Annotated in this window: 15 protein-coding genes; 6 read left to right on the forward strand and 9 right to left on the reverse strand. The window is 33.3% G+C overall.

The window, feature by feature from the left end:
• Positions 1-248 precede the first annotated feature (248 nt).
• The 3 genes from FF52_RS13400 to FF52_RS13410 all read right to left on the reverse strand — a co-directional run bounded on the left by FF52_RS13400 (position 249) and on the right by FF52_RS13410 (position 5,239).
• Positions 249-2,357 carry a prolyl oligopeptidase family serine peptidase gene (locus FF52_RS13400; protein ID WP_035691516.1) on the reverse strand — a complete coding sequence of 703 codons (2,109 nt, stop codon included), beginning with the start codon at positions 2,355-2,357 and terminating at the stop codon, positions 249-251.
• A 160-nt stretch (positions 2,358-2,517) separates the two neighbouring features.
• Positions 2,518-4,725, reverse strand: coding sequence for a TonB-dependent receptor (locus FF52_RS13405; protein WP_008466245.1), 2,208 nt, complete (start codon positions 4,723-4,725; stop codon positions 2,518-2,520).
• A gap of 160 nt (positions 4,726-4,885) precedes the next feature.
• The gene (locus FF52_RS13410) at positions 4,886-5,239 is read right to left on the reverse strand and encodes a hypothetical protein (protein ID WP_035691519.1); all 354 of its coding nucleotides are present in this window, start codon (positions 5,237-5,239) and stop codon (positions 4,886-4,888) included.
• A gap of 227 nt (positions 5,240-5,466) precedes the next feature.
• On the opposite strand from FF52_RS13410, the gene FF52_RS13415 reads away from it, so the two are divergent.
• Positions 5,467-6,171 carry a porin family protein gene (locus FF52_RS13415; protein WP_008466247.1) on the forward strand — a complete coding sequence of 235 codons (705 nt, stop codon included), beginning with the start codon at positions 5,467-5,469 and terminating at the stop codon, positions 6,169-6,171.
• Here FF52_RS13415 and FF52_RS13420 read toward each other — a convergent pair.
• Positions 6,166-6,771, reverse strand: coding sequence for a hypothetical protein (locus tag FF52_RS13420; protein WP_035691522.1), 606 nt, complete (start codon positions 6,769-6,771; stop codon positions 6,166-6,168). The genes FF52_RS13415 and FF52_RS13420 overlap by 6 nt on opposite strands.
• A 199-nt stretch (positions 6,772-6,970) precedes the next feature.
• Here FF52_RS13420 and FF52_RS13425 point away from each other — a divergent pair, with 199 nt between their 5' ends.
• From FF52_RS13425 to FF52_RS13440, 4 genes are all read left to right on the forward strand, one after another.
• A complete protein-coding gene (locus FF52_RS13425; protein ID WP_008466251.1) occupies positions 6,971-9,442 on the forward strand; it encodes a bifunctional UDP-N-acetylmuramoyl-tripeptide:D-alanyl-D-alanine ligase/alanine racemase in 2,472 nt (823 codons plus the stop codon).
• A gap of 201 nt (positions 9,443-9,643) precedes the next feature.
• Positions 9,644-10,024 carry a large conductance mechanosensitive channel protein MscL gene (gene mscL / locus FF52_RS13430; protein WP_008466253.1) on the forward strand — a complete coding sequence of 127 codons (381 nt, stop codon included), beginning with the start codon at positions 9,644-9,646 and terminating at the stop codon, positions 10,022-10,024.
• Between the two features lie 174 nt (positions 10,025-10,198).
• A complete protein-coding gene (locus tag FF52_RS13435; RefSeq protein WP_008466254.1) occupies positions 10,199-11,188 on the forward strand; it encodes an aspartate-semialdehyde dehydrogenase in 990 nt (329 codons plus the stop codon).
• Positions 11,189-11,308: 120 nt separating this feature from the next.
• Complete coding sequence (locus FF52_RS13440; protein WP_008466256.1) at positions 11,309-11,818, forward strand: SMI1/KNR4 family protein; 510 nt, start codon at positions 11,309-11,311, stop codon at positions 11,816-11,818.
• A 68-nt stretch (positions 11,819-11,886) separates the two neighbouring features.
• Here FF52_RS13440 and FF52_RS13445 read toward each other — a convergent pair whose 3' ends face one another.
• From FF52_RS13445 to FF52_RS13460, 4 genes are all read right to left on the reverse strand, one after another.
• A complete protein-coding gene (locus FF52_RS13445; protein WP_008466258.1) occupies positions 11,887-12,204 on the reverse strand; it encodes a 2Fe-2S iron-sulfur cluster-binding protein in 318 nt (105 codons plus the stop codon).
• A 57-nt stretch (positions 12,205-12,261) separates the two neighbouring features.
• The gene (locus FF52_RS13450; protein WP_008466260.1) at positions 12,262-12,741 is read right to left on the reverse strand and encodes a hypothetical protein; all 480 of its coding nucleotides are present in this window, start codon (positions 12,739-12,741) and stop codon (positions 12,262-12,264) included.
• A gap of 214 nt (positions 12,742-12,955) precedes the next feature.
• On the reverse strand, positions 12,956-13,195 hold the full coding sequence (locus FF52_RS13455) for a NifU family protein (RefSeq protein ID WP_008466263.1): 240 nt from the start codon (positions 13,193-13,195) through the stop codon (positions 12,956-12,958).
• A gap of 78 nt (positions 13,196-13,273) precedes the next feature.
• Positions 13,274-14,404, reverse strand: coding sequence for an Mrp/NBP35 family ATP-binding protein (locus tag FF52_RS13460; RefSeq protein WP_008466265.1), 1,131 nt, complete (start codon positions 14,402-14,404; stop codon positions 13,274-13,276).
• A 405-nt stretch (positions 14,405-14,809) separates the two neighbouring features.
• Here FF52_RS13460 and FF52_RS13465 point away from each other — a divergent pair, with 405 nt between their 5' ends.
• Complete coding sequence (locus FF52_RS13465; RefSeq protein ID WP_008466267.1) at positions 14,810-16,411, forward strand: L,D-transpeptidase family protein; 1,602 nt, start codon at positions 14,810-14,812, stop codon at positions 16,409-16,411.
• A 66-nt stretch (positions 16,412-16,477) separates the two neighbouring features.
• On the opposite strand, the gene FF52_RS13470 is transcribed toward FF52_RS13465, so the two are convergent.
• Positions 16,478-18,904 carry an ABC transporter permease gene (locus tag FF52_RS13470; RefSeq protein WP_008466268.1) on the reverse strand — a complete coding sequence of 809 codons (2,427 nt, stop codon included), beginning with the start codon at positions 18,902-18,904 and terminating at the stop codon, positions 16,478-16,480.
• Positions 18,905-18,910: the final 6 nt, after the last annotated feature.

Below are 18,910 nucleotides of genomic sequence, written 5' to 3' on the forward strand. Positions count from 1 at the left end.
CGAATTATTTTAATCTACACGTTTAAAATTGTTGTGTGAATTGCACAAATTTATTTCACGCTCTCGATAGCTATCGGGATAAAATGATTTAAGCAGATTAATACAGAATTTTTATTTTAATAGCTCTATCTGCAAAATCTACGAGAGGAAGAAAAAAGAAAATTCGTGTAATTCAAGGCAAATAAAAAGCCACGATATTCAGAAAATAATTCGTGAAGTCGTGGCTTAAAAAATTTCGGCTTAAAGTCTTACTTTTTCGGTAAAGCTTTAAAACCCATATTGTAAAGCGTGAAAGCTTGAATATCTACATTCTCTTGAATAGTAGCGGCAACAGATTTTCCTGCGCCATGTCCAGCTTTTACATCAATTCTAATTAAAACTGGGTTTTCTCCTGTTTGTTTTTCCTGTAATTCAGATGCAAATTTAAAACTGTGTGCAGGAACTACACGATCATCATGATCTCCAGTAGTAACCATTGTTGCTGGATAATGAGTTCCTTTTTTAACGTTATGAACAGGTGAATATCCTTTTAAGTATTCGAACATTTCTTTGCTGTCTTGAGCAGTTCCGTAATCAAAAGCCCAACCTGCACCTGCTGTAAAGGCATTGTAACGAAGCATATCCATAACTCCAACCGCAGGCAATGCTACTTTCATTAAATCTGGACGCTGAGTCATAGTGGCACCAACTAATAAACCACCGTTAGATCCTCCGCGAATAGCTAAATAATCAGATGAGGTATATTTTTGAGCAATTAAATACTCCGCAGCAGCGATAAAGTCATCGAATACATTTTGCTTTTGAAGTTTTGTACCCGCATCGTGCCATTTTTTTCCGTATTCACCGCCACCTCTTAAGTTAGCAACTGCATAAACTCCGCCGTTTTCCATCCAAACCGCATTAGCAATACTGAAACTTGGCGTTAAGCTAATATTGAATCCACCATAACCGTAAAGGATCGTTGGGTTTTTACCGTCTAATTTTGTCCCTTTTTTATATGTAATAATCATCGGAACTTTTGTTCCGTCTTTTGAAGTATAGAAAACTTGTTTTGACTCATAATCTTCGCTTTTGAAATCTACTTTTGGTTTTTGGTAGATTTCAGACTTGCCAGATTTTGGTTCAAAAGAGTAAATACTTCCAGGTGTAGTGTAATTCGTAAAGCTGTAATACAAAATCTTTTCGTTCTTTTTTCCGCTAAAACCACCTGCAGTTCCGACAGCTGGAAGTTTGATTTCACGAACTAGTTTTCCATTGTAATCATATTGCTGTACAAATGAAACAGCATCTTTAGTATAGTTTGCAAAGAAATATCCAGCACCAGTTGATGGAGATAAAATATCTTTGGTTTCTTTAATAAAATCTTTCCAGTTTTCAGGTTTTGGATTTGCAGCATCTACCGTTACAACACGTTTGTTAGGAGCATTAAAATCTGTTTCAATAAACAATTTGCTTCCTTGGTTGTCAATGATACCACTGTCACTATCAAAGTTGTCAACGATTGTAACGATTGGACTGTTGGCCTTAGTTAAGTCTTTAATGTACAATTCATTTCCGTACGTAGAATTGGCAGCTGTAATCACTAAATAACGATTATCTTCAGTAACATATCCGCCAACATATCTTCTTTTTTTGTCAGCTCCAAAAATTACTTTGTCGTCTTTTTGAGAAGTTCCTAGTTTGTGAAAATATAATTTGTGCTGATCTGTTTTAGCAGATAATTCACTTCCTTTTGGTTTGTCATAACTAGAATAGTAAAAACCTTCATTTCCGTGCCAAGAGATACCGCTGAATTTTATATCAACCAAAGTATCTTCTAAAACTTTCTTAGAAAGTGCATCAATGATGATAACTTTTCTCCAGTCGCTTCCTCCTTCAGAGATTGCATAAGCAGCTTTGCTTCCATCTTCAGAAAAATCAAGTCCGCCAAGAGAAGTGGTTCCATCTTTAGAGAAAGTATTCGGATCTAAGAAAATCTCTTCTTTTCCGCTTTCATCTTTTCTATAAACAACAGATTGATTTTGAAGTCCGTTGTTTTTAGAGTAATAAGTAAATTTTCCTTCTTTGAATGGAGCTCCAATTTTTTCGTAGTTCCAAAGTTTTTCCATTCGTTTTTTAAGTTCTTCACGAAACGGAATTTTATCTAAATAAGCATAAGTAACTTCATTTTGAGCTTTTACCCAAGCACCGGTTTCGGCAGATTTATCATCTTCTAACCAACGGTACGGATCGCTTACTTTGGTGTCAAAGTAAACATCAACAGTTTCTCCTTTTTTAGTTTGCGGATATTGCATTTTACCTTGTCCAAACGAAATTCCAGCGGTTGTAATTGCCATTAATAAAAATGTTTTTTTCATAGTTAGTTTTTATCTGTTGTAACAAAAATAGCACTTTCTGTGAGATTGTTGTGTTATTAACCTCAAAGAACACAAAGAGTTTTTCGCAAAGTTCGCAGAGTTTATAAAAGCTTTTGCGCTCTCTCCGTTTTTCCTTGCGTTCTTTGCGGTTAAACAAATCTTATAAATTGAAATTTACGCCCAAAACGATATTTCTTCCAATGTTTGGAATACCATCTGTTTTTAATCTAGAAAGGTGCGCAATATATTTTTTATCAAATAAATTGTTTCCGTTTAGGGTAATATCGAAAGCCGTTTTTCCTAGTTTGACAGTTCCACCAAAACCTAAATTTACCAAAGTATACCCTTTAGAAGCCGTTTCGAAACCACTTACATTATCTTGGCTAAAAGTTGAAGAAACATTTAACGAAGCAAAACCTTCGCTTAGCCAGTTTTTGATGTTAAATTCAGTTCTCAAAGTATTATTCCAATTGTTTGCAGGAATTAGAGGCAGATAATCTTTGTTTTCTTTTTTACCAGTAACGGTTTCAAAACTAGTTTCAAAATGCAGCCAATCTAACGGATGCGGGTGAAAATGCAGACCTACTTCACCACCATACAATTGAGCATTATCTTGAACGTATGCAAAAACGTCATTGTCATCTAGAACTTCTCCAGTTGGCGAAGTATAGATGTAGTTGTTTACGTGATTGTAAAATCCGTTTACGAAAAATTCAAAGTGTGAGTTTTTGTATTCTAAGTTTAAATCGGTCTGAACGTTTTGTTCTGTTTTCAGATTTGCATTTCCAATTTCGTAACGGTTTGTTCCTTCATGAACACCATTTGAAGTTAATTCAGCTAAGTTTGGAGCTCTAAATCCTGTCGCAACATTCAAACGGAAAGTTAAAGGTTCTGCAAGTTTGGTTTTATACCCCAAAGAAGCATTAAAACTGTCAAAAGATCGGTCTAAAGCTTGGAAATATCCTTCTTCACCTTCGATTCCGTGAGCGATCGAAGTAATGTTTCGGTTGTCAAAACGCAATCCTGCTTGAATAACGCTGTTGTCCCATTCGTAATTTGCAGTTCCAAAAACTCCAAAATCATTGGTTGTGGCGTCTGGAATTAAGTATTCTTCACCAGAATTTTTATTGGTCTGATGCATTCCCTGAACTCCCAGAATAGTTTCAATTTTTCCAAACTTAGGAAAATGATATTTTGCGTTATAGTTGAAAGTATTCAATTTCATATGTAGAGAAGCTTCATTGCTGTCTTCAAATTCGCTTCTGTCATTAGCAATATATCCTAAATCAACATCCAGTTTTGAATTTTCAAAAAAGATTACATTGTTTAAACTCAATAAATGATTGAAAATCCCCTGTCGTGGAAATTGAGTGTCTTTGCTTGAAGATTGTTCTGCAATTCCGTCTTCAGGAATTCCAATATCCAGTTTGTTGTAGTTGTATCTTAAAACACTTGAAAAACTTGAATTACTGTAACCGATTCCAGTTTTAAAATCAGTTTCGTTATAACGAGAGTTTGTGACGCGATCGCCACCTGAAATTTTGTAATCAGAATGTGTGTTGTAGCTTCCGCGAGCTAAGAATTTCCAGTTATCTGTAGAAGTTTTTAATCCAATAGAAGAATTGCTCCCTTGTGTATTTGTAAAATATTTTTGGCTGAAATTAGCTTTAAAATCGCCAGCGTCAGCAAACTTTTCAGGATTAAAATACAAAACACCTCCTAAAGCATCAGAACCGTATAATAAAGAAGCAGGGCCTTTGATAACTTCAACGCTTTCAATTCCCGCATCATTTAAACCTAAACCATGCTCGTCTCCAAACTGTTGATTTTCGATACGAACACCTTGTGAATACACTAAAACACGATTACCGCTTAATCCGCGAATTACAGGTTTTCCGATAGAAGTTCCCGTTGAAATCTGAGAAACTCCCGGAATTGTCGCCAAACCTTCAATTAAAGTTGAAGTTCCTTTCTGCTGTAATGTTTTAATGCTTTCGTGCTCAATTTTCATTACGTGTTGCGATTGCAGTTTGTTAAAAGGAGTCGAAACCACTACTTCATCCATTTCTAAAATAGACTCTTCAAGAGCAATGTCTAATGTGTTTTGCTTAAGCAATTTTGCAATAGTTTTATTTTGATTCGCATATCCAACATATGTAAAAGCAATGCGAAGGCTTCCATTTGGAAGATTATTCAATTCGTATTTTCCGTTTGCATCTGTCGTGGTCCCTTTATGTAATTCTGGAGCATAAACAGAAACTCCTGGCAATGGATTATTTTGATTATCGGTTACAGTTCCTGAAACCGAATTTTGAGCAGTCAGTACGCCCGAAAACCCTAAAATAAGGGCAATTATAAATTTTTTCATTTGAAAATGATGCTATAGTTAAATGGATTTTTTTCTTCGAATGAAAACCAAAAACGTACAATAAAGCATTCTGATCCTAATTGATGAAAATAGGATTAGGAAACTCAATGTTTTTTGAATTTGAATTAAAAGAAATGTAATTTTTTCGAATAATCGAAACTTAAGAAACTATAGCGAAAGGTGGCCCTCGTAAGAAATACGAAGTGTTTGAAATAGAAAAAATCTTCTCTGAAAATGGGAAGAAATAAGGCGTTTCTTTATCAAATGCATGAAATTCAAAAGAGAAATTTTGCGGAAGAATAAAAGATTCAAAAGCAAAATGGCAAACAAAACAAACGTCATAATCATGATGCTGATGCGTTATTTCTCCGCTCGGATCATTGTAATTATGATGACATTGTTTTTCTGAAAGTTGTTTTACGATATGCTCATAACTGTGTATCGACTGAAACAATATCGAGAACAATATCGTTACAGCAAATGATAGACTTAATATGAGTTGCTTTTTCTTCATACTCTGCAAAGGTATAAAAGATAAAAACAAAATTGATTAATTTTTTATTTCAGAGAATGGATTTATTGAAAATAATGCAGCAATTAATTTTATTCGCAGTCAAAATGAGAATATTTTTACTTTGTATCTTTACTGCAGAAAGCATTATGTTATATTTGTATGTGAAATAAATGGGCGTATAAAAACGTTTGTTTATAATTATCTCTTTAAAAAAAACAGACCACGATATGCGAATTATTTTTAGCTGCTTATTTTTACTCACTTTTTTTAACTCTTTTGCACAAGAAGAAGTTAAACCTGAGATAAAACCAGTTATAAAAATAGACTCTCTGTATCGAGAAGACCAATTTTATTTTTCGGTTACCTATAATATGTTTACCGATATTCCAATCAATTTTAAGCAGAATAAATTTTCTCTTGGACTTTCAGGAGGTTTCTTGCGTGACATGCCCGTTAATAAATCCAGAACCGTTGCTATCGCTGCGGGTTTAGGTTTAAGTTATCAAAATTATTATCAAAATCTGACCATTTCCGAGGACGGTTCGGGATCTATAATATATGGAGTTAACGATTATGGCGAATTTGTTTCTAATCGGTATAGACAATATTCTGTAGATCTTCCAATTGAGTTTAGATGGCGTAATTCTACATATGAAAGCACTAAGTTCTGGCGTATTTATGGCGGCGTAAAACTGAGTTATATTTTTTCGAGCGCATCTACTCTTGATGATGGTGAAAAAACATATAAAATCAACAATAATGCTGATATTAATAAATTTCAGTACGGACCCTATCTTGCTGCAGGATACAATACTTGGAATTTGTATGTGTATTATGGTTTAAGTCCATTATTTAAGTCAGCAACGACTTTGAATGGCGAAAAGATCAATATGAAAACCTTAAACGCGGGACTTATTTTTTATATTTTATAACCATAGATATAAAAATAAAAGCTGTGGCATTATTCCAATAAACAATCCGATTAGTATTTCTCTTGAAGTATGAGCATTCATTTCTAAACGCGATGAAGCCACAATCCCTGACAATAAAATAAGCAAAGCTGGCCAATACGGATTATGCAGCTGAAGATGAATGTTTAATCCGATAATAAAAATCGTTAATCCTGAGATAGCCACCATGTGCAAACTTGCTTTTGTTTTAAAAAGCACGCACACCAATGCTAAAATAGTGCTGAATAAAGCGGCAAGAAAAAAGAAATGAAGCTCAGGATAACGCGTTATTACGATACTTCTTTTTACGAGCAAAATATATAAAAAACACTGCAAAATGAGCGGAATCGTTCGTTCTGAAGTCTGACTCAACATTATTGATTTTACATGGCCAGTCGATTTTAACAATAAATAAAATAAGACAGGAACAATTACATTAATGACCAAAATCTGTATTAAAACGAAATATTTTTCCTGCGTACTAAAAATATCGTCTTTATAAAATAAGTAAAACAAAGTAGCGTATAGCGATATAAAAATCGGATGTAATATATAGGAGAATATGGGAAGTACTTTTTTCAAAACATGGAAATTTGTGGTGTAAAAACAAATATACTCAATAAATGTTTTCTGCCACGAATTACACAAATTTTAGCAATTCATTTACAAAATCCTTTAATCTGTAGCCATAGTTTTAAGAAAGATGCAAATAGAATAATTAGTGAAAATTTGGGAAATTAGTGGCAAACCTTTTTTAAATTTGAAAAAAAGAAATTTCTAAATGAGCATAAATATAAAAAGCCTGATTTCAGTGTTAAATGCCAAATGGACTGGCTCAAATGCTGCTATTTTAATAGATCATATTTCAATTGACAGCCGTTCGCTTCAAAACGGATCGCAAACCTTATTTTTTGCTCTGGCCGGTGTTAATAACGATGCTCATTCTTTTATTCCTGATTTAATAGAAAACAATGTTCGGAATTTTGTTGTTCAATATATTCCAGAGGGTTACGCTGATAAAGCTAATTTTTTGGTGGTCGAAAATACGCTTCTTGCACTTCAGGGATTTGCAGCCTATTATAGAAGTCTTTTCCATTTTCCGGTTATTGGATTAACAGGAAGCAACGGTAAGACCATTGTAAAAGAATGGCTTAATTTTTTATTAAGTCCTGACTATAATATTATTAGAAGTCCAAAAAGTTATAATTCTCAAGTTGGAGTTCCTCTTTCGGTAATTGGAATTAATGAAAAACATAATTTAGGCATTTTCGAAGCTGGAATTTCGACAGTTAATGAAATGGTTAAACTGGAGAAAATCATTAAACCCACAATAGGTGTACTCACCAATATTGGAAGTGCGCATGATGAAGGCTTTTTGAATTTAGTACAAAAGATTGATGAAAAATTGCTTTTGTTTAAAGACTGTCCGATCATTATTTATCAAAAAACAGAGGTTGTAGAATCATGCCTGACTCAGTTTGCCGCAGAATATATGATTCATCCGCGAAAGCTTTTTTCATGGAGTTTTACAGATAAAAAAGCTGATGTTTTTATTGAAAAACGAGAATATAAAAACGACCATACTTTTATTCAATACCATTATCAAAATGAAACTTTCAATTTAGAAGTTCCGTTTAACGATTCAGCTTCTATAGAAAATACAATTTCATGTTTATTGGTTTTACTGCATCTTAATTACGATCAGGAGACAATCCAAAGTCGAATCCAGATGCTATACCCAATTCGAATGCGTTTGGAAGTGAAAAATGGAATCAATAATTGCAGTATTATTGACGATAGTTACAGTTCCGATTTTCAGTCGCTTAAAATTGCTTTGGATTTCTTGGAAAGCCAGAAGAAAAAAGGAGCTTCAAAAACAGTCATTCTATCAGATATTTTTCAGAGCGGGTTTACAAATGAAGAATTATATTCTAAAGTAGCCCAGTTAATTTCAGACAATAAAATTAATCGTATAATTGGTATTGGACCAACAATATCTTCTTTTGCAGCTAAGTTTCCAAATAGTACTATGTTTGAAAACACAAGCAATTTTATTGCTGCAATCGATGATTTTAATTTTCACAATGAAACGATTTTAATAAAAGGAGCAAGATCTTTTGAATTTGAAGAAATCGTTTCGTTGCTAGAAGAAAAAACGCATGAAACCATTCTAGAGATAAATCTAGATGCCATCAGCCATAATTTTAATTACTATAAATCGAAATTGGCGCCAGGTATCAAAATGATGGTTATGGTAAAAGCATTTGGCTACGGAAATGGAGGTTTAGAAATTGCTAAACTTTTGGAGCATCATAAAGTTGATTATTTGGGTGTGGCTTTCGCCGATGAAGGAATATCACTAAAAAATGGCGGCATAAAAGTGCCAATTATGGTTTTGAATCCAGAATCGACGAGTTTTCCATCTATGATTCAGTATCAGCTAGAACCTGAAATTTATAGCTTGAAAGGACTGAATGCCTTTTTAAAAATTGCTCGTGAAAAGAATTTAAAAGATTATCCAATTCATATCAAAATGGATACGGGAATGCATCGTTTAGGTTTTGAAAATAATACAATCGATGAGCTGATTGCGACTTTAAAAGGCAATTCGACAGTTCGTGTTCAGAGTATTTTATCGCATTTGGCGACAAGTGACGAACCAAAACATTTTGATTTTGTAAGACAGCAGATTGCTTTGTTCGAAAAACTTTCTTCAAAATTGATATTAGAATTAAATATCAATCCAATTCGACATATTTTGAATACTTCGGGAATTAGCAATTTTCCTGATGCACAATACAGTATGGTTCGTTTAGGAATTGGTTTGTATGGTGTTTCAAACGATCCTGCAGAACAGAAATATTTGGAAAATGTTGGAACTCTGAAATCTATAATTTCTCAAATTAGGACCATTCCTGCAGGCGACAGCGTAGGTTACGGACGTCGTTTTATGGCAGACCGAGAAACCAAAATTGCGACGATCCCAATTGGTTACGCAGATGGAATTTCGAGATTATGGGGAAATGAAGTTGGGTATGTAACCATTAAAAATCAAAAAGCAAAAATTGTAGGCAGTGTCTGCATGGATATGCTGATGGTTAATGTAAGTCATATAGATTGCAAAGAAGGCGATTCGGTAATTATTTTTGGCGAAAGTCCGACTGTGATAGAGATGGCTGTAGCCTTAAAAACAATTCCATATGAGATCATGACGAGTATTTCGCAGCGCGTTAAGAGGGTATTTTTTAGATAATAGTATTTAGACCATATAAGATATATAAGTCCATCTCTGTCCAAATGTACTTCTTTTTTTAGCGTACTATGCATTTCAATCGCGTGACGCTTATAATTTCTATTATAACTTATATGGTTCAAAAGAGGATGCCGAATGTGTTTTTTTCAATAAAATTGCGTATTTTCGATATTCATTTATTAAAAACTAAACAAATCAGATATGGGATTTTTTTCAGAATTTAAGGCATTTGCAATGAAAGGCAACGTAGTTGATCTTGCTGTTGCAGTAATTATTGGAGCGGCTTTTGGTAAAATTGTAAGCTCATTTATTGAGGATGTAATTACGCCGCTGGTATTAAAACCTGCTTTAGATGCAGCTCATTTGTCAAAAATTGAAGATTTAACTGCTTTCGGAGGAGTTAAATACGGTATGTTTCTTTCAGCAGTAATTAACTTTATCATTGTTGCTTTTGTTTTGTTCTTGATTATTAAAGCACTAAACAGTCTTAAAAAGAAAGAGGAGCCAGCACCTAATCAGCCTGCTGCACCAACCCAAGAAGAATTGCTTACAGAAATTAGAGATTTATTGAAAAATAAATAAAAATATAATACCGCTACACAAGTCTAACTTAACCGCCTTCTAAAGAGGCGGTTTTTTTATAAAATGTTACAAATTAAACATTTTGTTATTTTTTGTGAATGACCTTGTCATGACTTTTATTATACTTACTTTTGCGTTACAAATTAGATTAATTGATTATTTAAAAATATAAAAATGAGAATTGCAGTTGTAGGCGCTACTGGAATGGTAGGCGAAGTAATGCTTAAAGTTTTAGCAGAAAGAAATTTTCCTGTTACAGAATTAATTCCTGTTGCATCAGAAAGATCAGTAGGAAAAGAAATAGAATACAAAGGAACCAAATATAAAGTAGTAGGATTACAAACGGCTGTTGATATGAAAGCGGATATCGCTGTTTTCTCTGCTGGAGGAGATACTTCGTTAGAATGGGCTCCTAAATTTGCTGCTGCCGGAACAACTGTCATCGACAACTCTTCTGCATGGAGAATGGATCCTACTAAAAAATTGGTAGTTCCAGAAATCAATGCTGATGTTTTAACTAAAGAAGATAAAATTATTGCAAACCCAAACTGTTCTACTATTCAAATGGTAATGACTTTGGCTCCTTTGCACAAAAAATACAACATTAAAAGAATTATCGTTTCTACTTACCAATCTATTACAGGAACTGGTGTAAAAGCAGTTAAACAATTAGAAAACGAGTACGCAGGAATTCAGGGAGATATGGCTTACAAATATCCAATCCACAGAAATGCAATTCCACACTGCGATAGTTTTGAAGAAAACGGGTACACTAAAGAGGAAATGAAATTAGTTCGCGAAACTCAAAAAATCTTAGGTGATAATACCATCAGAGTTACAGCTACTGCAGTTCGTGTGCCAGTTGTAGGCGGACACAGTGAGGCTGTGAACGTTGAGTTTACAAATGATTTTGATGTAAATGAAGTTCGTGAAATTCTGCACCATACAGATGGAGTTGTGGTTCAAGATAATTTAGATACTTTTACTTATCCAATGCCATTATATGCAGAAGGTAAAAATGAGGTGTTTGTTGGAAGAATTCGTCGTGACGAAAGCCAGCCAAATACTTTAAACATGTGGATTGTTGCTGACAATTTAAGAAAAGGAGCTGCAACAAACACCATCCAAATCGCTGAATACTTAATTAAAGCAGGTTTGGTATAATCGGGAGATTAAATTAAATTGTTATAAAGGAAAAACCGTAATTGCAGCAATGTAATTACGGTTTTTTTGTGAGAAATAGTTTTAATAAATAGGTAACTTAGCGGTTAAAATTTAAACTCTATGAATTTCGATAACTATAAAATAATCCCTAATTATAACACCAATAAAACAGATCTTTTTACAGCCGATGAAGAAGATATACTGGCTTGTGAGAAAACATTAAACATAACTTTTGATGAAGATTATAAAGAGTATGTTCAAAAATATGGAAGCGGTATTCTTGGAGGTACTTATGTACGGATTTATCTTCCTGAAACTATTGTTTTAACCTTGGAAGAATGGAGAAACCGTATTACTGAATATTGGTTTTGGGATGAAGGAAAAGAAGTTTTAACCAAGGAAGAAGTGCTGAAATCTATCCGAATTGGAGATACTTTTGATGGCGATGAAATTATATTTCTAAATAATCAATATTATATTCTGCCTAGATATAGCGAAATGATTTATAAAGCAGGAAATTCTTTAGAAGAAACAATTACTTGGCTATGCTCATCAGGAGTTTTGACAGAAGCTTTTTCTGAAAGAGAATTTGAGCCTTTTGATCCAAGTGGTCTGTTAAATTCCAATTAAAAAAATTCCAAATTCCAAGCAGAAGATGCTTTAGAATTTGGAATTTATAGTATTGTAAATTTGTTTTTTTAGTATTCTGGTGCCAACTCTAACTCCAATCCTTCTAAATCTTCAGTAATTGGAATCTGACAGCCTAAACGGCTATTAGACTTCACATAAAATGCTTCCGAAAGCATGGCTTCTTCATCGTCACCCATTTCTGGTAATGCAACATCATTTAGAACGTAACACTGGCAAGAAGCGCACATGGCCATTCCTCCGCAGGTTCCTTCAACAGGAAGTTCGTATGCTTTGCATAACTCCATTATATTCATTGCCATATCGGTTGGAGCTTGTAATTCGTGTACAACTCCTTCTCGATCTTTAATCTTTATTAATACATCCATTTTAATTATTGGAATTTTTTGGCAGGATTTTATAACGTGAAAAAATCCTAATTTATATTAGCTAGTAGGTTTAGTACTAAATGCGTATTCTTTTCTATTATTGTCCTTTAACCGCATTTTTACACCAAGAACATTATCATTTTTTTCAAGAATTGTAACTACTGCAATTACAGAATAGTAATCTCTGTCGGATTGAAAAACTAATGTTCCTTCGTAAGTCGTATTTAAAACACCTTGTTTGTCTGTTGAAGCAGAAATTTTTCTCGGATGAGAGAATTCGGCTGAACTATAAGTTGTTTTAACCGTAAATTTGGCTTTGCCTTCAACAAAGTCATACAAGAAGTCATAGTTTCCGATTCGTAATGTTCCAGGTTCTTCATTTGGATTGATTGAAAAAACAATCTTACCTGAATATTGAAAATCCGACCATTCTTCAGATTCACTTACCCAAGCCTTGTCAACCACAACATTCTTACTTTGGGCATAATCTACAGAAACAAAAAACAATAAGAAAAAAAGAGCGTAATAGTTTTTCATAATTTAAGATTTTAAGGGTTTTGTGACAAATTTAAGTTAAAAATGTAACAATTCCTTAACTGAAACTCTTAAATCTTTGCGTTGTTTTTTATGAATGTGACAAAAAACGTCTTTTTTTTAGTGTTATATTATCATTTTCTTAATCAAATAACAAAACACTTATTATTCTTGTTAAACTTTAAAGGTTCAATTCTTATAAAAAGACGATGTTTTGTTACATTACATTTACCACAGTTTCGATCTGCGGAGCATATTTTTTTATTGTAGTTTCAACACCCGCTTTTAGGGTCATTTGATTAACGCTGCAGCTAATGCAAGCTCCTTCCAAACGAACTTTTACATGTTTGTCATCTTCAATAGAGATTAATGAAATATCTCCACCGTCAGATTTTAAGAATGGTCTTATCTCATCTAAGGCCAATAAAACATTGCTTGTTATTTCTTCTGTTGTCATAATATTAATGTTCAATTAGAAAATGTGCCAATTAGAAAATTTTTTAAAATTAGCTAATTATCTCATTATCTCAATTATCTAATTCTTTTTAACTGCAGAACAGCCTGCCATTGTTGTAATTTTGATTGCTTCTGTTGCAGGCAAGCTTTCGTTTCTGTTCACGGTTTCTTGTACAACATTTCTAGTAATTCCTTCAAATACTTTTTCTATTGGAGACGCAGTCTGCAATGCTGCTGGACGACCGTAATCTCCTGCTTCACGAATAGATTGTACAATTGGAACTTCTCCTAAAAATGGAACGCCTAAATCTTCGGCAAGGTTTTTAGCACCTTCTTGTCCAAAAATGTAGTATTTGTTTTCTGGCAATTCTTCTGGTGTAAAATATGCCATGTTTTCAATAATTCCTAAAACAGGAACATTGATGTTGTCTTGCATAAACATAGCCACACCTTTTTTAGCATCTGCAAGTGCCACCGCTTGCGGAGTACTTACTACAACAGCTCCAGTAATTGGAAGCGATTGCATGATAGAAAGGTGGATATCTCCAGTTCCAGGAGGCAAATCAAGAAGCATGAAATCTAATTCTCCCCAATCTGCATCAAAAATCATTTGGTTTAATGCTTTTGCGGCCATTGGCCCTCTCCAGATTACAGCTTGGCTTGGAGCTGTAAAAAATCCGATTGAAAGCATTTTGATTTCGTAGCTTTCAATTGGTTTCATTTTTGATTTTCCGTCAACTGTTACAGAAACAGGTTTTGCATTTTCAACATCAAACATAATTGGCATTGAAGGTCCGTAAATATCGGCATCCAAAACACCAACTTTAAACCCCATTTTGGCAAGCGTAACAGCCAAGTTTGCAGTTACGGTAGATTTTCCTACTCCTCCTTTACCAGAAGCCACTGCAATAATATTTTTGATTCCAGGAATCGCACGGCCTTTAATTTCCGGTTTTTCTGGAGCTTCAACTTTAATGTTTACTTTTACTTTTGCATCAGGAGATATTAAATCATGAATTGTTTTTCTAATATCATCTTCCGCTCTTTTTTTGATGTGCATAGCAGGTGTATGCAATACAAGGTCTACAACAGCTTCGTCTCCAAATGTAATTACATTGGTTACGGCACCGCTTTCAACCATATTTTTTCCTTCTCCAGCAATAGTGATGGTCTCTAAAGCTTTTAGAATTTCTTTTCTATCTAGTTTCATTGTAATGGGCTTTTTTTATTCTCCAAAATCAATCTCATAAGATTATATTTATTTAAACTGATTTCAGGGTGCAAAGATAACAGATTAAGTTCGGAAATTAAGCGTTTTTGAATTGTAATTATTGATATTGAGATTATTCAAAATTATTCAAAAGTAATTTTTATAAAAAATGATAAAACTGATTTGATGATTTGAGAAAAACTTTTTCGATTTAACTGAATATTTTTATATAAGTTTTTCTTCCGATTAAATAAAATTCTCACAAAACTTCATTATATTTGATAGCCCAAATCGATGATTGTCAGATATGAAAAAAATATGTGAAAACTAAGGTTTTTTGAGCAATTTATTGGGTTTTCGGTATTTTTTTTAAAGTTGTTTCTACCAATTTAAAACTTTAAAAATATGCGAAATTTTACTTCTTCTTTAATTATTGTTACAGTCAGTTTTTTTGCATTTTCATTCAATTCATTTTCCAATAGTGCCAAAAGCAAGGCTGATATAACAAATTCAAAAACTGTTTCTGTCATTACTCTTGACGCAGCTTCGATTAATGCCTTTTTTAAAAAATATCCTAAACTTAAAAAATATCAGAAAGATGTTGAGGGTATTTACAAAGCCAAAGATTATAAATCTATTTGGTATGATGATAAAAGTATAACAGAATTCGGCTCATTATTATATCAGAAAGTAAATGTTCTGAAAGATCAGGGAATTGAAGAGAAAATGCCCTATAAAGAACAAATTGATGAAGCCTTTAACGAAAGCGCTTCAAGTAAACCATCACAGCTAGATACCGAATTACTGCTGACAAGCATGTATGTATTTTATGCCAGTAATGTATATTCTGGAGTTGATCCTGCGACATTGAAAAAAATAGGCTGGTACCTTCCTGCAAAATCTATTTCGTATACTCACATTCTAGATTCATTAATGGTAGATTCTGATCGATTGGATAAAGATGATAATCTTTTATTTAGCCAATACTACAGATTGAAAGATGCACTAAAAAAATACCGTAAAATAGAAACCGATAATCTATGGCAGAAAATTACGATTGACAGTGCTACTTTTAAAGATTTAAGGCCAGATGATACTGCTATTGCCATAAAACAAATTAGAAATCGCTTATTTGTGGTCGGAGATTTAAAACAAGATTCTGGAAGCGATATTTATGATGAAGAATTGATGGCGGGAGTTTTAAATTATAAAAAGAGATACAATTTAAAAATTAATTATGCTCTAACGAGAGATATTATCAATCAGATGAATGAGCCAATCAGCAAAAGAATCAGAACGATTATGCTGAATATGGAAAGATGCAGATGGATTCCGACTAAATTGGCCAAGGCTGAAGAATATGTTATGGTAAATATTCCTTCATTCAGGCTTTTTTATGTTAAGGACGGAAAATATGATCTGGTTTCGGATATTTTTGTTGGCAATAGACTTAGTGAGACTGTAATTTTTAGCGGCAATATGGATCGAATTGTTTTTAGTCCGTATTGGTATGTGCCAACGAGTATTATTCAAAACGAATTAAAACTTCAGATTGCAAATGATAAAAATTATTTGGCAGATCATAATATGGAATGGAATGGAGGGAAAGTGAGACAAAAACCTGGACCAAAGAATTCTCTTGGATTAGTAAAATTTATGTTCCCCAATCCAAACGATATTTATATGCACGATACGCCAGCAAAAAGTTTGTTTGAATTTGAAAAGCGCACTTTTAGCCATGGCTGTATAAATGTTAAAGAAGCCAAACAGCTTGCACTGCATATTCTAAAAGACGATCCAGACTGGCCTGTAGAAAAAATTGACAGCGCTATGAGCGGAGAAAAAGAAACAACTTGTATGCTAAAACGCAAAATACCGGTTTATATAGGTTATTTTACCTGCTGGGTTCAGGACAACGGAGAAGTCAACTTTTTTCCAGATGTCTATGATCGAGATCAGAGTTTAGACAAGCTGATTTATAATGATGCTGTAACCATGAGAGATTAAACATAAAAGCCCGACGGATTTTACTGAAATCTGTCGGGCTTCTTTAAAAAAAAATGGTCTACAAGCTTATTCGTATTTTAAATATTTTAAGACATCTATTTTGGTGACCTGAAATGCTTTTGTTAAAACGATTACTAAAGTTAAAATCAAAAGAGAAATCAAGGCAATTGCAAAAGGTACTGTCGAAATTCCAATTCTAAAAGCGAAATCTTCAAGCCATTTCTGTAATAATATATAAGCAGGAACAATTCCGATTCCAAATCCTATTAAACAGAAAACAATATATTGTTTCGATAATTCTTTTAAGAGGATATCTGTTTCGGCTCCTAATGTTTTTCGAATGGCGATTTCTTTCAATCTTCTCTCCATCGAAAATGATGCCAAAGCAAACAATCCAAATACAGCAATTACAATTACAACCAAATTTAGGATGAAAAACAGATTTTTCTGTTTTACTTGCTCCGCGTAAGTCTTCGCAAATCCTTTGTTAACAAATTCGTAATCAAACGGATAGTCTGGATTGATATTCTTCTCCCAATATGATTTCAATTTTTCTAACGTTTCTGTTAAATTATTAGGAGAAACCTTTACAAGCACATTATTAAAATTATTCCATTTTAAAGTTTGTAAGTTTATGAATACCATTGGAGGGACTTTGTCCTGAAGGCCAGTGATATTAAAATCTTTAACAACCCCTACAATTTTAAATTTCAAATTGCCTTTATCATTTCCCCATCCAGATGTTATAATAGTATTTATAGGGTCTTTAAGATTAAGTGTTTTTACTAAGGTTTCATTCATAAGCATGCTGCTTATGGTATCTGAAGCATATTGAGGAGACAAATCACGCCCTTTTACAATTTTAATTTTCATCATATCAAGGAAACCAAAATCCATTTCCACATTTCTTGGCTGTACAAAAATGCCATTGTGCTTAAAGCCAGAGCTAGAATTGGTGCTTCCTCCAAAAGATCCCGCAAAAGCAGAAACACCTAAAACGCCGGGTATTTTTTTGATTTCTTGTTTGGTGGCTAAATATTGGTCTGTTCGTTTAGATCTATCAAGGTTATTAAATGGAATAGAAATTACCTGATCTCCGCTGAAACCTAAATCTTTTTCCATCATATAATTAACTTGAGAATTGACAATTAATGCGCCAATAATAAAGAATGCAGCGATTCCGAATTGAAAAATAAGCATAGAATTTCGAATCCAGATACCACTTTTACTTCTTGAAAAATTCCCTTTCAAAACTTTTAAAGTTTCAAAATTTGAAATATAAATGGCAGGGAAAATACCTGCAAAAATGATTACTAATCCAAATATTAAAATAAGCTGCAGGTAGAATTCACTGCCATTTATAGTTAGTGTTTTGTTCAGGAAGTTGTTGTAGTAAGGCAATGATAGTTCTACAATAGCCAAAGCAAATAAAATGGCTAATGTTACGATTATGGCAGTTTCAAAAATAAACTGAGCAATAATCTGGTTTTTAGAGGCGCCTACGATTTTGCGTACTCCAACTTCCTTGGCGCGTTTTATTGCCGATGCTGTCGCCAAATTGATATAGTTTACCAATGATAAAACTAAAATCAAAACAGATAAACCTAGCATAATATAAAGCAATTTTAAATTGCCATAACCTTCTGGAAAATTTTTCCCTCCTGAACTTTTTGTACCGTGCAAACGAGATGTTTTCAGTTGGTCTATAATTACTTTTACTTCACCATTTTCTTTAATATATTGTTCGACAGTTTGTCCGCTTTCTTTAGCGTCTTTTACCGTTCTGTTTATATAAACTACATTCTGCATTTTCTTTAAAACAAGAGCGGGATCAACTCCATCTTTAATTTTGACCATTAAGCCATAATTAAAATTCCCCCAGCTATTTAAATCTCCTTCTCTTTTTACACCGCTAAAAACGTATGTTGGTTCAATTGATGAAGGTTTAATTAATCGGTAAACCGACTTAACAGTGTAAATGTTATTATTGTATGAAATAGATTTTCCAATAGGATCTTCATTCTTAAAAAGCAATTCGGCCTGTTCAGTAGAAATGGCTACACTATTTTTTTCTTTTAAGATATTCTGTTTGGCACCTTTTACGATTTCGAAAGGGAAAAAGTCGAAGAAATTTTCATCAGAAACCATAATGTTTTTAGTCAACAATTTTTGATCTTTATATTTGATCACTTCTTCGTCGTACCAGTTGTTCATAAAGCATATTTCCTCAATTTCTGGTATGCTTGCTTTGGAAGTTTCTCCAAAAGGAATCGAATTGGAAGCCCAAATGTCTCCCGAGCCAATTTTGTTAAGAACCAAATAAGAGTTTTCTTTTTCCGGATTCCATTGGTCGTAAGAATGCTCATTATTCCAGTAAAGAATGGCAAAAATAATTGAAGCAATTCCGATGCTTAATCCCAGAACATTTAAAAACGAAAACAGTTTGCTTTGTCTTAAATGATATATAAATATTTTGAACCAGTTAAAAATCATTTTGAT

Origin of the sequence: Flavobacterium sp. F52 (assembly GCF_000278705.1) — a bacterium.
Taxonomy (GTDB): Bacteria; Bacteroidota; Bacteroidia; order Flavobacteriales; family Flavobacteriaceae; genus Flavobacterium; species Flavobacterium anhuiense.

Bases quoted from the DNA above. Each gene is read 5' to 3' on its own strand.
- FF52_RS13460 (WP_008466265.1), bottom strand. From the start codon at position 14,404: ATGAAACTAGATAGAAAAGAAATTCTAAAAGCTTTAGAGACCATCACT.
- FF52_RS13400 (WP_035691516.1), bottom strand. From the start codon at position 2,357: ATGAAAAAAACATTTTTATTAATGGCAATTACAACCGCTGGAATTTCG.
- FF52_RS13435 (WP_008466254.1), top strand. From the start codon at position 10,199: ATGAGAATTGCAGTTGTAGGCGCTACTGGAATGGTAGGCGAAGTAATG.
- FF52_RS13465 (WP_008466267.1), top strand. From the start codon at position 14,810: ATGCGAAATTTTACTTCTTCTTTAATTATTGTTACAGTCAGTTTTTTT.
- FF52_RS13450 (WP_008466260.1), bottom strand. From the start codon at position 12,741: ATGAAAAACTATTACGCTCTTTTTTTCTTATTGTTTTTTGTTTCTGTA.
- FF52_RS13470 (WP_008466268.1), bottom strand. From the start codon at position 18,904: ATGATTTTTAACTGGTTCAAAATATTTATATATCATTTAAGACAAAGC.
- FF52_RS13445 (WP_008466258.1), bottom strand. From the start codon at position 12,204: ATGGATGTATTAATAAAGATTAAAGATCGAGAAGGAGTTGTACACGAA.
- FF52_RS13455 (WP_008466263.1), bottom strand. From the start codon at position 13,195: ATGACAACAGAAGAAATAACAAGCAATGTTTTATTGGCCTTAGATGAG.
- FF52_RS13440 (WP_008466256.1), top strand. From the start codon at position 11,309: ATGAATTTCGATAACTATAAAATAATCCCTAATTATAACACCAATAAA.
- FF52_RS13410 (WP_035691519.1), bottom strand. From the start codon at position 5,239: ATGAAGAAAAAGCAACTCATATTAAGTCTATCATTTGCTGTAACGATA.
- mscL (WP_008466253.1), top strand. From the start codon at position 9,644: ATGGGATTTTTTTCAGAATTTAAGGCATTTGCAATGAAAGGCAACGTA.
- FF52_RS13405 (WP_008466245.1), bottom strand. From the start codon at position 4,725: ATGAAAAAATTTATAATTGCCCTTATTTTAGGGTTTTCGGGCGTACTG.
- FF52_RS13415 (WP_008466247.1), top strand. From the start codon at position 5,467: ATGCGAATTATTTTTAGCTGCTTATTTTTACTCACTTTTTTTAACTCT.
- FF52_RS13425 (WP_008466251.1), top strand. From the start codon at position 6,971: ATGAGCATAAATATAAAAAGCCTGATTTCAGTGTTAAATGCCAAATGG.